Origin of the sequence: Enterococcus durans NBRC 100479 = LMG 10746 (genome assembly GCF_001544215.1) — a bacterium.
Classification (GTDB): domain Bacteria; phylum Bacillota; class Bacilli; order Lactobacillales; family Enterococcaceae; genus Enterococcus_B; species Enterococcus_B durans.
In genome coordinates, this window is the sequence record NZ_BCQB01000020.1 from 36,378 (window position 1) to 51,702 (window position 15,325).

General features: G+C 39.1%; 11 protein-coding genes. 1 reads left to right on the top strand and 10 read right to left on the bottom strand.

Going from position 1 to position 15,325, the window contains the following annotated elements:
* Positions 1-98: 98 nt before the first annotated feature.
* The 10 genes from gshAB to ED2_RS07520 all read right to left on the bottom strand — a co-directional run bounded on the left by gshAB (position 99) and on the right by ED2_RS07520 (position 14,662).
* Complete coding sequence (gene gshAB, locus ED2_RS07475) at positions 99-2,372, bottom strand: bifunctional glutamate--cysteine ligase GshA/glutathione synthetase GshB (protein ID WP_025481373.1); 2,274 nt, start codon at positions 2,370-2,372, stop codon at positions 99-101.
* A gap of 296 nt (positions 2,373-2,668) precedes the next feature.
* Positions 2,669-3,667, bottom strand: a complete 999-nt coding sequence (gene ftsY / locus ED2_RS07480; RefSeq protein WP_005880698.1) for a signal recognition particle-docking protein FtsY — start codon at positions 3,665-3,667, stop codon at positions 2,669-2,671.
* A 10-nt stretch (positions 3,668-3,677) separates the two neighbouring features.
* Positions 3,678-4,487, bottom strand: a complete 810-nt coding sequence (locus ED2_RS07485) for a Cof-type HAD-IIB family hydrolase (RefSeq protein ID WP_005880700.1) — start codon at positions 4,485-4,487, stop codon at positions 3,678-3,680.
* A gap of 8 nt (positions 4,488-4,495) precedes the next feature.
* A complete protein-coding gene (smc, locus tag ED2_RS07490) occupies positions 4,496-8,074 on the bottom strand; it encodes a chromosome segregation protein SMC (protein WP_016177198.1) in 3,579 nt (1,192 codons plus the stop codon).
* A gap of 22 nt (positions 8,075-8,096) precedes the next feature.
* Complete coding sequence (gene rnc / locus ED2_RS07495; protein WP_016177197.1) at positions 8,097-8,783, bottom strand: ribonuclease III; 687 nt, start codon at positions 8,781-8,783, stop codon at positions 8,097-8,099.
* A gap of 219 nt (positions 8,784-9,002) precedes the next feature.
* Entirely contained in the window at positions 9,003-10,787 is a 1,785-nt protein-coding gene (locus ED2_RS07500) for an oligopeptide ABC transporter substrate-binding protein (RefSeq protein WP_005880706.1), read from the bottom strand.
* Between the two features lie 22 nt (positions 10,788-10,809).
* Positions 10,810-11,724 (bottom strand): ABC transporter permease, encoded by a 915-nt coding sequence (locus ED2_RS07505; protein ID WP_005880708.1) that lies wholly within the window; start codon positions 11,722-11,724, stop codon positions 10,810-10,812.
* Between the two features lie 26 nt (positions 11,725-11,750).
* Positions 11,751-12,713, bottom strand: a complete 963-nt coding sequence (opp4B, locus tag ED2_RS07510; protein ID WP_005880710.1) for an oligopeptide ABC transporter permease — start codon at positions 12,711-12,713, stop codon at positions 11,751-11,753.
* Entirely contained in the window at positions 12,713-13,657 is a 945-nt protein-coding gene (locus ED2_RS07515; protein ID WP_005880712.1) for an ABC transporter ATP-binding protein, read from the bottom strand. Before ED2_RS07515 ends, opp4B begins: the two co-directional genes overlap by 1 nt.
* Positions 13,658-14,662, bottom strand: a complete 1,005-nt coding sequence (locus ED2_RS07520; protein ID WP_005880714.1) for an ABC transporter ATP-binding protein — start codon at positions 14,660-14,662, stop codon at positions 13,658-13,660. It abuts the gene before it with no gap.
* Positions 14,663-15,013: 351 nt separating this feature from the next.
* Here ED2_RS07520 and ED2_RS07525 point away from each other — a divergent pair.
* On the top strand, positions 15,014-15,325 hold a 312-nt coding region (locus tag ED2_RS07525; RefSeq protein ID WP_161114995.1), incomplete at its 3' end, for a transposase family protein.

Here is a 15,325-nt window from a genome sequence, read left to right on the forward strand (position 1 = left end):
AGTCTGTAGCAAAACTGATTTTTAGATTTGTCCCACATTCACCTCTGCCCCAATTATTTTGGTCTAGCAGAAGAGATAAATGTGTTTTTTTCGCTCTGTTACTTTTCAAAAATTTCTGGATATAACAATTGTAAAACATTCATTGTCAGTCTTCTGCCTTTTCCTGCAAATGGATAGACATGCATATGCATCGCTGGATTAAAGTTCGCTTCAATGATTCCATAGGCAGTTGGATTTTTCTCAGGGTCTACTTCTTTATCTGGAATGATCAAATCGATTCCACTGATTTTCGCACCTAATGCTTCCACCGCTGAAACTGCAATTTGTTTATAGTCTTCAGAAAATTCATCCGTCACATCAATGGAGTCGCCTCCTGTACTGATATTTGAATTTTCTCTCAAATAAACGATTTTGTCTTTGGCGGGTACAGAAGATACCGTTAATCCCTGTTCCTTCAACATCAATTGTTCTAACTCTCCCAGTTGGATCAGTTCCAATGGTGCGCGATGGTTCGTTCCTCGTAACGGATCAAGATTCTTTTCAGCAACTAACTCCTCTACTGTTCGCACACCGTCCCCTACGACATTTGCAGGGACTCGAAGCAAGATAGCTTGGACCTCACCGTTGATCACAAAGAAACGGTACTCCGTTCCCGGCATGAATTCCTCGACTAAAACAGAAGCATCCTCACTAAATGCGATAGCTAATCCCGCTTGATAATCTTCTAAGCTTGCTCCATCTTTGAAGATAGTGATTCCTAGCCCATAATTCGTAGACTTCGGTTTGATCACAAATGCTTGCTTGGCAAATCGCGGATATGCTTTTATCGCTTCTTCCATTGACGTAAATTCTGCACCATTTGGTACACGGAATCCTGCTTCTTTTAAAATTTTCTTCGTGACTGTCTTATTCTCCATGATCAAAGGAACGATATAGCTATCTTTACTTGTCATATTTGCATTTTTCACATATTCGATATGTTCCTGATGTTGCAATCGTAAAAATTGATCAGCTTCATCAATTACTTTCACTTCTACTCCTTTTTGGATCGCATCAAATAAAAAGAGTTGTGTAGAAAGTTCCATATCTCTAAAACCTGCTAATTGATAAGGACGTGCATGTGCTTCTTCATCATATTTTTTACCTAGGTTCAGGGCAAACTCGTGCTGACTTTTTTCCTTTGCTTCTTGATAGATTTTTCCTGCTAAAGTCTCTGCTGGTTGTAGCATTTTCTCGATCATTTTCTCAATCAAAGGGATCGCTGTTGGCTGTTCTAACTTGATCAGCATTTCTTTCATCCCATTCAATACCTTAAGCCCTTCTTCATGAAAAGCGGTTTGCTTCAATGGGTGTTCAAGAGAAACTACTTCATTTTTATTCGTACCTTCTTTTACCCAAGCATCTGGTTCTTGTTCTTCTTCTACCCACAACATGTACGTCAAAAATAGTTGCAAAAATTTCACTTGTTCTGGATTGATCCCGAGACGTGCATAGGGATTCAGGTCAATATTTCGCAACTCGATGTATCGTACTCCAGTTGTCGTCAGATCCGCTACTCGTTTCCCGCCACGGAAGCGTATAGGTGTGTAAAATTCTTTTTCTTCTGACAATTTTCCTTCTTCCACCATCTGTTCGATATCGGATAAATAGCGTTCCATTGATGAATAAGATACTTTGACATTTGGATGATTCGTATAGCCAAATGAACTGTTGCGGATGCTTCGAATCGGCTCACTTGGTCCAGGTTTATCGACGAAATAATTTGCTTCACTCAAAGGAGAAGCCCCATATAGATAAGTGATCAACCAACGGTAATGCAAGAAATTTCGCGCCGTTTTTAGATACAGTTCTGTTTTAAATGATGTAAAATCAGGAAATTCCGTTTGTTGCGCAAACAATGATCGTAATAAATCATCGCCAAATTCAAAATTAAAATGGATACCGCTCACCATCTGTTTTCTTTTTCCATACTCTTTGGCTAGATAGCGGCGATAAAGTACATCTTCGAAATTCGCTAATTTTGCGATCATGATTTCTTCGTCTTTCGTCGGTAGTGCAGGAGGCATACTTAACGGCCAGATCATTTCCTCATCAGAGATCGACCGAGAAGCGACATCATAAATAGCCGCTAAATATTGGAATAGTTCCTCCACTGAATCAGTGACGGGTGTGATCAATTCAATTTGTGTTTCGCTAAAATCTGTTTGGATATAGGGATGGAATGCTCGATCACCAAATACTTCAGGGTGATCGGTTCGTGCTAAAGCTCCTGTCAGATCCACTCGTTGTCCTTCACGTTCAACGCCAAAACGTGCTTGATCGATAAACGGACGTGTGTTAGGATGCAAGAGTAAATATTTATAATTCATTATTCATTGTCCTCCAGTTCATATGCCTCTAATTATAGTAAAAAACCTCTAGAAAAAGAACGAAATTGTTTTAAAATGAGAAAAAAGAAAAATTCAACTTTTATGTAGAGCCCCATCTTACTTTCTTATGTCCTCTTCTCATTCTAAAAAAGAAGCTGAAGAACCAGAAAATATTTTCATATTCTCATGGTACTCCAGCTTTTTCTTTAGCTACGTTTGTGTGATCAATTATTCAGTTGATCATAGTAGTTTTTCCCCTAAATCAGGTACTTTCTTTCAAAGAACAGTCATAACAGATTTTATTCTTCTTTTAACAAGCCTTTGAACAAGCCCACAACAAAATCGTTTGGCTCGAATGGTTCCAAATCATCGATACCTTCGCCAAGACCGACTAATTTGACTGGTAGATGCAATTCATTACGGATGGCTAATACGATTCCGCCTTTTGCCGTACCATCTAGTTTCGTCAATACTAACCCAGTAACATCCGTCGTTTCTTTGAATTGTTTCGCTTGGACCATTGCGTTTTGGCCAGTTGTCGCATCAAGGACAAGTAATGTTTCATGGGGTGCTTCTGGTAATTCCCGTTGGATGACACGTTTGATTTTTTCCAATTCGTTCATTAAATTGACTTTATTTTGCAAACGGCCTGCTGTGTCCACCAATAAAACATCCACTTGTTCATTTTTCGCTCGTTCCACTGCATCATAGACAACAGCCGCAGGGTCGCCTCCGGCATTTCCACGAACTACTTCTACCCCAGCACGTTCGCCCCACACAACTAGTTGGTCGATCGCACCTGCACGGAAAGTATCAGCGGCAGCCAGCAAAACTTTCTTACCTTCGTTTTTATACTGATGCGCAAGTTTCCCGATGCTTGTGGTTTTTCCAACTCCGTTCACGCCGACAAACAAGATGACTGTCAAGCCATCTTCTTGAATGTTCAATTCATTGACTTCGTTGATTCCCTCTTCTTCATACAGATCAACTAATTTTTCAATGATTGCATTTTGGATCTCTGCTGGTTTTTTCGCATTCCGGAGTTTTACTTCTTGCCGGAGCGCTTCCGTGATCTGGATCGCTGTTTCAAAGCCCACATCTGCGCCAATCAGTGTTTCTTCTAGTTCTTCAAAGAAATCTTCATCTACTGTTCGGAAATTTGCAAATAACTCATTCATGCGTTCCCCAAATGTTTTTCGGGTTTTTTCTAGTCCTTTGTCGTACTTTTCTTGTACTTCGACTTCTTCTGGTTGTTCTTCTCCAGTAAACGCACGTTTGATCTTATCAAAGAATCCCATAAGTTCCCTCCTAATCTAAAACAAATTTTTGAATGACTTTTGCCACACCATTTTCAACATTGTTTGAAGTAATGTAATCTGCTGATTCTTTCACAGCTGGCACCGCATTTTCCATCGCTACACCTAATCCAGCATATTCGATCATCGGTAAATCATTTTCTTCATCCCCGATTGCCATGATTTCTGCCGGTTCTAATCCTAGATCTTTCGCTAATAGAGAGATTCCATAAGCTTTTGTGACACCCTTAGGCATGAATTCTAGAAGCATGCTTCGTGTTTTGATGATTTCATATCTTTCATGGAATGTAGCTGGTATCTCTTTGATTTTTGGATCTAATTCTTCTTGTGGGTAAGCAATGACTGCTTTATTCAATACAAATTCATCTGTAATATCTGCCAATGTTGCTGGTTGAAATTGCAGCAATTTATTCAACACATTATATAGTGATTGCTTCTTGGGCGCACTTGGCAACTGCAACACCCGATTATCTGATAAAACATCTAGCGGCAAATCCAACTGTTGGGCTAAATCATACAATCGATGGATATCTGCGACTGTCATCACTTTCTTTTCCATGATTTCGCCTGTGTCATTTTTTTGGACCAGACCTCCATTGAAAGTAATGCTAAAATCGCCTTCATCTACTAAACCTAGTTCTTGCAGATAGTGAGCCATCGCTGCTAATGGGCGCCCTGTACATAACACGATCTTGACCCCTTTTGCTTTAGCTTCGGCCAACACACGCTTATTCTCATTTGAGATTTTTTTCTCTTCATCTAATAATGTACCATCTAAATCAATCGCAATTAATTTGATCATTTATTTTCCTACACTTTCGTTTCCATTTTTCCTTCTTCGTTGATATCCTCCATACGAACCGAAACGATTTTTGAAACTCCCGATTCCTGCATCGTTACGCCGTATAAAACATCGGCAGCAACCATCGTTCCTTTACGGTGTGTGACCACGATGAATTGTGTGCCATCTTGGAAGTCACTTAAATAGCGTCCAAAGCGTTTCACGTTTGCTTCATCTAATGCAGCTTCAACCTCATCTAAAATACAGAATGGAACTGGACAGACTCGAATGATCGAAAACAGCAAAGCAATAGCTGTCAACGCTCTTTCTCCACCTGAAAGCAAACTCAAACTTTGTAATTTTTTTCCTGGTGGTTGAACTTCAATCTCAATCCCTGTTTTCAAAAGATCTGTTGGATCTGTCAGCACTAACTCCGCACGTCCACCACCAAACATATTCGGAAATACCACTTTGAATTCTTGACGAATTGCCTCAAAGACTTCTTTGAATCGTGTACGTACTTCGTCATCCATCTCTTCCATCGTTTCAAAAAGCTGATTTTTCGCAGACAACAAATCATCCCGTTGAGTCGCTAAAAATGTATGTCGCTCATTGACTTGTTCAAATTGTTCGATAGCACTCAAGTTGACGGGGCCTAAGTCCTCGATCTGCTCTTTCAATGACGCAACTTCAACACGGCTCGCTGCTACATCTTCTGTTTCTTCATAATCAGCGATTGCTTTTTCAAAACTGATTTGATATTCCGTTTGTAAGTAACCTAAATGAGTATCAAGAAGTACTTCTGCCCGGTCTTTTTGCACTTCCAGTTTCGATTGTTCTGTCAGTTGGATTTTTTGTTGGCGATTTTGTTCTGCCAACACGATTTCAATCTGGTCGATTTCTTTCTGGATATTCTCACGCTGTGCCTTAGTTGTTGTTAATTCTATTTGTAATGCTTCACGTTTCGCTGATAGCTCGCCGATTTTTTTCTCTAAACTTTCTTCTGTCATCTCATGGTCTGTAAAATCAGCAGTTAAATTTGCTAGCTGCTTTTCCAAACTTTCTTGACGTTCCAATGCTTCATTTTTTTGGACACGTGCTCCTCGCAATTGGATCTGTAAATGATTGAATTGTTCTTTTAAAACAGCCAGATCTGCTTGTTCTTGCGCTTTTTCAGCTTGGACTTGGGCTCTTTTCGCTTCCATTTGATCACTTTCTTGACTAAGTGATTTTATTTCTTCATCAATCTGTTGGCGTTGCAACTCGATTTCGCTCTGTCTTGCTGTAAGCTCTGACTGCTGCTTCTGATACGTTTCAATAAATTGCTGTAGTTCACGTGTTTCAAAATTCGATACTTGCTTTTCTTTTTCAAAACGAGCTAAATCATTCATGATATTTTGCAAGTGATTCGTTACTTCTTGCTCTTCAAGTCGCAACTGTTCTCCTTGCGTACGCAAAACTTCTTGTTTTTCAGCCAAAATCGTTACTTCTTGCTGTAATTCTTGTACTTTCTTTTCTTGAAGTTGCAGTTGTTGATCTGCTTCTTCAAACGCTACTGTCAATTGTTTCAATTCTTGGTTTTGTGAGAATAAACTTCCTTGATTTCCACGTTTGTTCGCCCCACCGGTCATCGAACCGCCGGCGTTCATCACATCGCCTTCCAATGAAACAACTCGGTACTGATAGCGAATGGTTTGGGCGATGGCATTAGCACTCTCAAGATCCTTAGCTAATAGGATCGTTCCTAACAAATTATGGACAACTGTTTGGATCTTATCAGGAAAAGTCACTTGTTCACTCGCAATGCCTAAAAAGCCGTCTACAGCTTCAGCTTGTGAAAGAATATGAGCTGGCAATTGTCGAGGTTTAATCGTTGTCAGAGGTAAGAAAGTTGCACGGCCACCTCTTTGTTGTTTCAAATAAGTGATTGCCTGACGCGCATCGCGTTCATTTTCCACGATGACATGTTGAGCCGCCCCACCTAAAGCTGTTTCGATCGCCAAAGTGAAAGAAGATGGCACATCGATCAATTCAGCTACAGCTCCGATGATCCCTGACAGTTGTTGTTTGTGTTGTAAAACCAAACGTACCCCTTGATAAAAACCAAAATAATTTTCTTGGATCTCCTGTAAACTTTTTTGGCGTGCGCGCAATTGTTGCACCTGATTCATCAACTGATACATTTTTGGTTGTTCTTGTGCTAATTGATCCTGGTATTTTTTTCCATTTAGTTGGATTTTTTCCAGTTCATTTTTATTTGCTGCTAATCCAGTTTGGAGATGTTCTTGTTTCTTTGACAACTCCTGACGTTTGGCTGTCAACTCTAGCACAGAAGCTTCCACTTCTGATTGTTTTGCCAACGCCTGTTTGCTTTTTGATGTTTCTTGCAAATATTGGCGTTCTAGATATTTCAGTTCATTCCCCACATTTGCCTGTTCTTGCATCAAATCAACATATTGATCGCGTAATTCAGCCAACAATTCTTTGGTTGATTTTTGGTATTTCTCTAATTCATGTTGGGTCTTCATCAACTGAGTTTGCGCTTGTTGGATCTCTATTTCTTTTTCATTCACTTCTTTAGTCAAGTTTTCTTGCATCTTTTCGAAGTGTCTGACTTTCTTCTGCGCTTCCGCTAAAGAGGTTTGATACTCTGCAGAACTTTTTTGTGTATGTTTTGTCCGCTCAAGTAACACATCTTTTTGGCCTTCTGCTTGTTTTAAACTCTCGGACAAAGCAAGTAATGTTTGTTGCCCCTTTTCGATCTGGCGATCTGCCTGCAGATTTTGTTTGCGTTTTCCTGCCAAGACTTCTTCTTGCGCTTGGATCTGTGTGGTCAAAGAAGACAATTCTTGATTGAACTGAACAAGTCTTGCTTGTTTCTCTTCCCAATCTTTTTTCGCTGCTTTGATCTCTGCGATCATCAAAGCAATATCTGTTTGCGTCAAGTCTTCTTTTAGGCGTAAGAATTTTTTAGCTGTTTTACTTTGAACAGATAAGGGCGCCAATTGTTCTGCCAATTCGTGGATAATATCTTGCACACGGCTAAGGTTATCTTCTGTTTCGAACAATTTTTGTTCTGCTTTTTTCTTACGTTGCTTATATTTCAAGACCCCTGCTGCTTCCTCAAAGATTCCGCGGCGGTCTTCTGGTTTACTGCTAAAGATTGCTTCGACTTTTCCTTGCGAAATAATCGAAAATGATTCTTTACCTAGCCCAGAGTCCATAAATAATTCTTGGATATCTTTCAATCGACAAGCTTGTTTATTGATATAAAACTCGCTTTCGCCTGTTCTGCGATACCGTCTAGTCACGCTGATCTCGTTGTAATCTAACGGAAGATAATGGTCCGTATTATCCAAAGTGACTGTGACTTCCGCTACATTTAGTTGTTTTCTCGTATCTGAACCAGCAAAAATAATATCAGGCATTTTTCCGCCACGAAGGCTTTTAGCTGATTGCTCGCCTAAGACCCAACGGATGGCTTCCGTAATATTGCTTTTTCCGCTTCCGTTTGGCCCAACGACTGCTGTTACACTGTTTTCGAAATCAATCACTGTTTTATCCGCAAAGGATTTAAACCCAGCTATTTCAATTCGTTTTAAATACACTAAGCATTCCCTCACTCACTTTTTACAATGCTGCTAGTGCATTTTCAGCAGCAGCTTGTTCTGCTAATTTTTTCGATTTTCCTTGACCTGTCCCGATCAACTTGTTGTCAACGTATACTTCGATCCAAAAAATACGTTCATGGGCGGGTCCTTCTTCCTTGATCAAGCGATATTCAATGAAGACGTCCCCTGATTTTTGCAATACTTCTTGTAGTTTCGTTTTATGATCCATCTCATGTGAAAAAGCACCTGCTTTAACTTTTGGAAAGACGACTGCTTTGAGAAAGTCATGGGCTGCTTCAAAACCTTGATCTAGATACAAAGCGCCTAAGAAGGCTTCAAACAGATCACAAAGAAGTGCTGGTCTAGTACGTCCTCCAGAATTTTCTTCCCCTTTGCCTAACATGATGTATTTATCAAAACCACATTCTTTTGCAAATTTTGATAAGCTATCTTCACGTACGATTGCTGCACGGGTCTTCGTCAATTTTCCTTCTGGAATATCTGGATATAAACGATATAGATATTCAGAGACCATCAATTCTAAGACGGCATCTCCTAGAAATTCCAATCGTTCGTTATCAGATAATTGAAGGTTGCGATGCTCATTCACATAGGATGAATGGGTAAAAGCTTGTTCAAGTAGATTTAGATCGTGAAAAACGATAGTATACTTTTCTTTTAGTTCTTTTGTCAGCTGATTGTCCATTTTCCACATTCCTTTATGGATATTTTTTCAATACTTCCTTATTATACTGGTTTTTTCATAAATTTGAAATGGTTGAAATAAAAGGTAAGCAAAGCCTTAATAAACACCCCAAAAATTTTGATTTTTGCTATCCATTCTAGAAAAAAGTAAGCAATAAAGGCTATAAATACAAAAAAACCACAAAACAGATCAACTGTTTTGTGGTTTATTCTGATTTTTTTATGAACGTGAATCTGCTGTTACAGAAACTTTAGCCCATGGATTTGGTCCATCGTATGCCCAGTTCCAATCTTTTACGCGATCGTTGACTGGCAATACTTCATTACGGAATAATGTTGGGATTGCAAAAGCTTCATCGAAAGCATATTTTTGCCATTTCTTATAAGCTTCTTTTTGGTAATCCGCATCAAATGATTTATCAGAGCCGATATCATCAATCAATTTCGTATTTTCATCTGAAGCAAAGCGTGTGTAGTTGAATGCAGCATTTTTGCCCCACAAGCCGTTTGGATTTGGATTAGTACCAGTACTCCAAGCTGCTTGGTATACATCGATTTCAGGATCATCATTTTCTAATTTGTCATAGAATGAGTTGAATTCGATCAGACGACCTGTTGTATATTTTACATTCAACCCGATTTTTTTCCATTGTTGAACGTAGTAGTCAGCTAATGGTTGAGCTGTTTCGCCACCTGCCATTGATGCAAAGTTGATTGTCAATTTCTTACCATCTTTGTCTTCTCTTAGACCATCGTCATCTACATCTTTGTAACCAGCATCATCTAACAATTTCTTCGCTTTGTCCATATCTTGAGTATAGCCTTTTAATTTCTTGTCATGGTAACCTTCAAATACTGGAGGAATCAATGATGTTGCATTGCTTCTCAAACCAGCATAGAAACGTTCACCTACTGCATTATTATCTAATGCATACCCCATTGCTTGTCGCAATGATTTGTCTGCCATTTTTGAATTTTTGTCATAGTTTACAGTATTCTTAGCAGCATCCCATGTGCCTAGTTTGAAGCCTAGGTAAGTATAAGATGTTTGTTGACGACCTAAGTTTGTGTAGCCTTTTACGTCTTTGTATGTGTCATACGTGTCTGTAGGCATTTGGAAAACCATATCATACAATTTTGAATTCACTGCTTCTGTTGCACTTGCAATTGGTACTGATTTCATAGTGATTTTTTTCAACTTAGGTTTGCCGCCCCAGTAGTATTCATTTGGTAAATATTCTACAGATTCACCAGAGACGATATTACTCATGTAGTAAGGACCAAAAGTAACTGGATGTTTACGTACTTGATCACTTGATTCCATATCTTTGATTGCAACGCCTTCAAGCGTATGTTTTGGTGCAGCATAGGACCAAACTCCACCGCCAGCTTGTAGCATACTTGGTTCTACTTTTTTATATTGGATTTCAACAGTTGAATCGTCTACTTTTTTGATACCAGAAATTGTATCTGATTTTCCATCATGATACTCTTCCATACCTACGATATTTTGGAAAGTATCGTCATAGCGAATACCCGTGTAATCTTTGTTACCGATGATTTCATAAGGGAAAATAACATCATCTGCTGTTACAGCTTTGCCATCAGACCATTTTACGTTGTCTTTGATTTTGATTGTTGCTTTTTTCGCATCTTGGTCTAAATCTAACGTTGCAGCCCCTTTATCATTGATTTTGAAACTAGCGTCATTAGCAAACAATGCTTCATGAGAAGGTGCCATGAATGCAGCATCATAAGCATCTTGATAGAATTCCCATTGGAAAAGTCCTTTGAACTGGCTGTCTGTTGCTACCGCAGCCTCTAGTTCGCCGTCTTTCACTGAATCTTTATCATTTTTTGTTGCTAAAGGAAACGTTAACTCTTTTTTACTGTCCCCTTTATCTGCGGAATTACTTCCTGAAGAATCAGTACTCCCGCCACTACCGCAAGCAGCTAGTGCTACTACTGTAAGCAGTGTTGCAAATCCTAAAACCGTTTTTTTCATATCCTATATCCCCCTTTTCTTTCTATCCTAGTCGTTGTCGGGCATCAGCAGAACGCTTGAATGCTTGACCGACATAGTTGATACTTAACATCAAAACTAAAATTAGAATTGACGCAGGTAACCAGATCCATTGTCGATTCACTAAAACTTCTCCACTGCTGGCATAGCCAATCAATGTTCCTAAACTTGGAACATTCGTTGGCAAACCAAACCCTAAGAAAGTCAAAGTGGTTTCGATCCCAATATTTGCCGCAAAGTTCATCGTTAAGTTAGTGATGATCAGTGAACTTAGATTCGGCATGATTTCACGGAACATGATTTTAAAATCGCCTGTTCCCATCGTCTTCGAAGCACTCACGTAATCACGTCTTGCTTCAGATAATGTTTTACTCCTGAATAATCGGGCTTTTCCCACCCAATAAAAAGCACTCATGATGAAAATAAATGACCATACATTGTAATTTGAAATAATCGATACAAACACGATGATGATCAACATGATTGGTAGAATCATGATAAAGTCAACGACGCGCATCAAGATATTATCGACGATCCCACCGTAGTAACCAGAGATGATCCCTAAACCTACACCAATGATGGACGTAATCACTGTGATCGCAAAGCCAATCGTCACAGAGTTTCTGGCACCAATAATTAATTGTCCAAGAACATCACGGCCACCTTCATCTGCACCTAAAATAAATTTTGTACCTTCAGCGGAAATAGCACCCGGAGCTGCATACTTGTCAAAGATACTTACGTACATCACTTTGTCTTGGTCAGTGAATAGCGCACCAATAAAAATGACTAACAATAAAACCACTAGTAAGCCTAATGAAAAAATGGCTATTTTATCTTTTTTAAATTCACGCGCAATCATTCGCAAACCCATTGGTGGGATGCTTTCTTGCGTAACTTCTTTCTTTTTATCGCTCATTTGCTTTTGCTCCTTTCAGATTGATTTTATTGGATACGAATACGTGGATCGACAATGCTCATGATGATATCTGATAGCAAGGTTCCGATCAACGTTGCAATTCCTAAAATCAATACTAAGGATGTAATAACCGTATAGTCTCGTTGACCAATCGCATCGATAAACAATTTCCCGACCCCAGGGTAACCAAAGATTTTTTCAATAACTACTGAACCTGCAATCAAGGAAGTGATTTCATATCCCATCTGCGAAGCCATCGGCAATGCCGCGTTACGGAAAATGTGACGACTAAATACTTTTTTCGTTGGTACACCTTTTGAACGGGCTGTCCGTACAAAATCCAGAGACTTAGAATCAATGACTTCACTTCTTAAATACTGGATCGTGACAGCTGTTGCTAAGAAGGCTTGGGTAATCGATGGTAAAATGATATATTTCATTCGGTCAAACAGCTGCGTAATAAATCCGCCCTGTAAGCCCAAGGTCTGTGACCCGCTCGTTGGAAACCAGCCTAAGCGATAACCAAAAATAAACAGCATGATCAGACCAAAAATGAACAATGGTACAGCAAAACTGAAGAAGTTATAAATCACGACCACTTTATCTAAAATCGAATTTTGGTATCTACCTGCTAGCATTCCTAGCGGTACAGCAATCAAATACGTAATAATAACTGTCAAAACTGATAGATAGAGTGTATTGATGATTCGTTCACCGATCAAATCAGCAACTGTACGTTTATATAAGAAACTTTGCCCCAAATCTCCATGCAGTGCGTTGCCTATCCAACGGAAATACTGCTCATACCACGGATCATTCAACCCTGCGGCTTGTCTCATTCGTTCAATAACAGCTGGATCTTGGTTTGGATTGATCAATCCGGTAAATGGATCTCCCGGCATCGCTTTTGCCAACATGAAGATCAATACACTAAGTATGATCACTTGCGGGATCATCAGTAGCACACGTCTTAGAATCGTTTTCCACATTAACTAGCACCTCCGTCTTTCAACGCTACTTCATGCGTTGCTGTAATCGTACGTAAATCGTATACTCGTCCCGTCTGATCGTAGTACTCATTTTGGTTTTGAATATACTCTTTTTCCACTTTCCGACGATTCTCTTTATGAAGTTCTCGATTTTCCACATCAATCTGAGGAATAGCCGAAAGCAAACGTTTGGTGTAGATGTGACGTGGGTCATTATAGATATCTTCACGAGTACCAATCTCAACAAAGCGTCCTTTATACATAATAGCAATGTTGTCACACATATGCTTTACGACTCCTAGGTCATGAGAAATAAATAAATAGCTGAGGCCAAATTCTTGTTGGATTCGCTTCATGAAGTTTAGTACTTGCGCTTGTACAGATAAATCTAAGGCAGATACTGGTTCATCTGCTACAATTAATTTTGGATTCGTTGCTACTGCTCGAGCAACACCGAGACGTTGACGTTGACCACCCGAAAATTCATGGGGGTATTTGTACAATGCATCTTCAGGCATTCCTACGATATCTAGCAATCCTTTTACTTTTTTCTTTTCTTCCTGATCGCTCAGGCGTTCGAAATTCCGAATAGGTTCAGCAATGATATCTAATACTCGTTTTTTAGGATTTAAACTGGACATCGAATCTTGGAAGATCATTTGGACATCTTTGTTATAGCCGATTTTTTTTCGGTTACTTCGATGAGTCACATCTTTGCCTTCGTAAATGATCTGACCAGATGTAACTTTTTCCAACCCAACAACCGCTTTTCCGGTTGTCGATTTTCCTGAGCCGGACTCACCGACCAACCCATAAGTCTTTCCTTTTTCAATGATAAAATCTACGCCATCTACTGCGTAAACATGATCCGTTACTCGATTAAAGAAACCACTACGAATCGGATAGTGAACTTTCAAATCGTTGATTGTGATTAATTCTGACATCTACACCTCTCCTTTTTCGTCTCTAAAGTGGAAATGTTTGTAGCATGAGCAACGAACCAAATGATTCGGAGCAATTTCATGAAGAACTGGATTTTCTTCATGATCACTCGCAGGGATCCAAGGAATCCGAGGAGCAAAACGGCACCCTTCACGCGGCATGTTTTTTAAAGATGGAACAACCCCTTCAATCACATGTAGTTCCGCATCATGATTTCCTTCTTGAGGAATAGAGTTCAATAAAGAACGTGTATATGGATGTTGTGGATTTTCAAATAATTCCTTCACACTTGCTACTTCAACAAACTGACCGCCATACATCACAGCTACACGATCCGCCATTTCAGCAACGACACCTAAATCGTGCGTGATGAGGATGATTCCTGCTTTTGTTTCTTCTTGTAAATCTTTTAATAAATCAAGGATCTGTGCTTGGATCGTTACATCTAAAGCAGTAGTTGGTTCATCAGCGATGATGATCGGTGGTTTGCAGGCAATAGCAATGGCGATGATCACACGTTGTCTCATCCCACCTGATAATTCATGAGGATATTGTCGTCCTACTCGTTCAGGGTTAGGGATACCAACTTGTTCTAATAATTCTAAAGCACGTGCTTGTCTTTGTTCTGCGTTCATTTTTGTATGGTAAGACAAACCTTCTTTTATTTGGTCTTCAATTTTCATCAAAGGGTTTAATGCAGATAATGGATCCTGGAAAATCATGCCAATATCATTTCCACGAATCTTGTTATATAAAGTTTCGTTTAATTCGATCAAGTTTAAATCATTATATAAAATTTCACCTGTGATCTTTGTATTATTTGGATCAAGTAACCCCATGATAGTAGTAGCTAATGTACTTTTCCCGCACCCAGATTCGCCCACGATTGCTAAGATCTCGTTTTTATCTAACGTAAAAGAAACGTCATCTACTGCATCGTAATATTCATCTTTAAGACGGAAGCCTGTATGTAGGTTTTGAACATCTAATAGTTGATTATCTGACAATCGAATACCCCTCTCTGCTCCCACGACGTAAGTTTTATTAATAAAAAATAATATTACACAGAGTAAAACGTTTTATAACAAGCATTATTTTAAGCTTCGTGTAATAGATTATTAATAATTATATAGAAAATCGTTTTATAATGCAAGATTATTTCGAAGTGTTGCCAGAATTGTCAGAAAAATCTATTTAAAACCCTTTTCATTTTCAGAAAAGATTAAAAAAAAGTGGCTCTATACTTTTTGATGTTGGTGAACTTCGCCAACATCTTTTTTTGTATAAAAAAATATAGAAAAGACACCCTGAAATCCTTTAGAATTAATTTGGCTAACAAATTCATAGGAGGATTCAAGATGTCTCATACTCAGCTTATCAAAGATACCCTAAATATTCTAGACCTAAATATCTATTTCGAGGAAAATTGTTTAACTAAAGAAAAATATAAAGGGCAAATTTGCTTGATTTACAAAGGAACTCTTCAGTACACGCCAGAAGAGTGTCCCCATTGTCTTTGTGTCGTCCCCTCTAGGATCATTCGTTGGGGGACGACAACCGTTCGGTTGTTACTGAATGATGTCTCTGAGTATCGCACTTATCTGGAGTTGAAGAAACAACGATTTAAATGTAAGTCTTGTCAAAGAACATTCGTAGCGGATACCTCTGTC

Bases quoted from the DNA above. Each gene is read 5' to 3' on its own strand.
- rnc (WP_016177197.1), bottom strand. From the start codon at position 8,783: ATGGACAATCAGCTGACAAAAGAACTAAAAGAAAAGTATACTATCGTT.
- ED2_RS07485 (WP_005880700.1), bottom strand. From the start codon at position 4,487: ATGATCAAATTAATTGCGATTGATTTAGATGGTACATTATTAGATGAA.
- opp4B (WP_005880710.1), bottom strand. From the start codon at position 12,713: ATGTGGAAAACGATTCTAAGACGTGTGCTACTGATGATCCCGCAAGTG.
- ED2_RS07515 (WP_005880712.1), bottom strand. From the start codon at position 13,657: ATGTCAGAATTAATCACAATCAACGATTTGAAAGTTCACTATCCGATT.
- ftsY (WP_005880698.1), bottom strand. From the start codon at position 3,667: ATGGGATTCTTTGATAAGATCAAACGTGCGTTTACTGGAGAAGAACAA.
- ED2_RS07500 (WP_005880706.1), bottom strand. From the start codon at position 10,787: ATGAAAAAAACGGTTTTAGGATTTGCAACACTGCTTACAGTAGTAGCA.
- ED2_RS07505 (WP_005880708.1), bottom strand. From the start codon at position 11,724: ATGAGCGATAAAAAGAAAGAAGTTACGCAAGAAAGCATCCCACCAATG.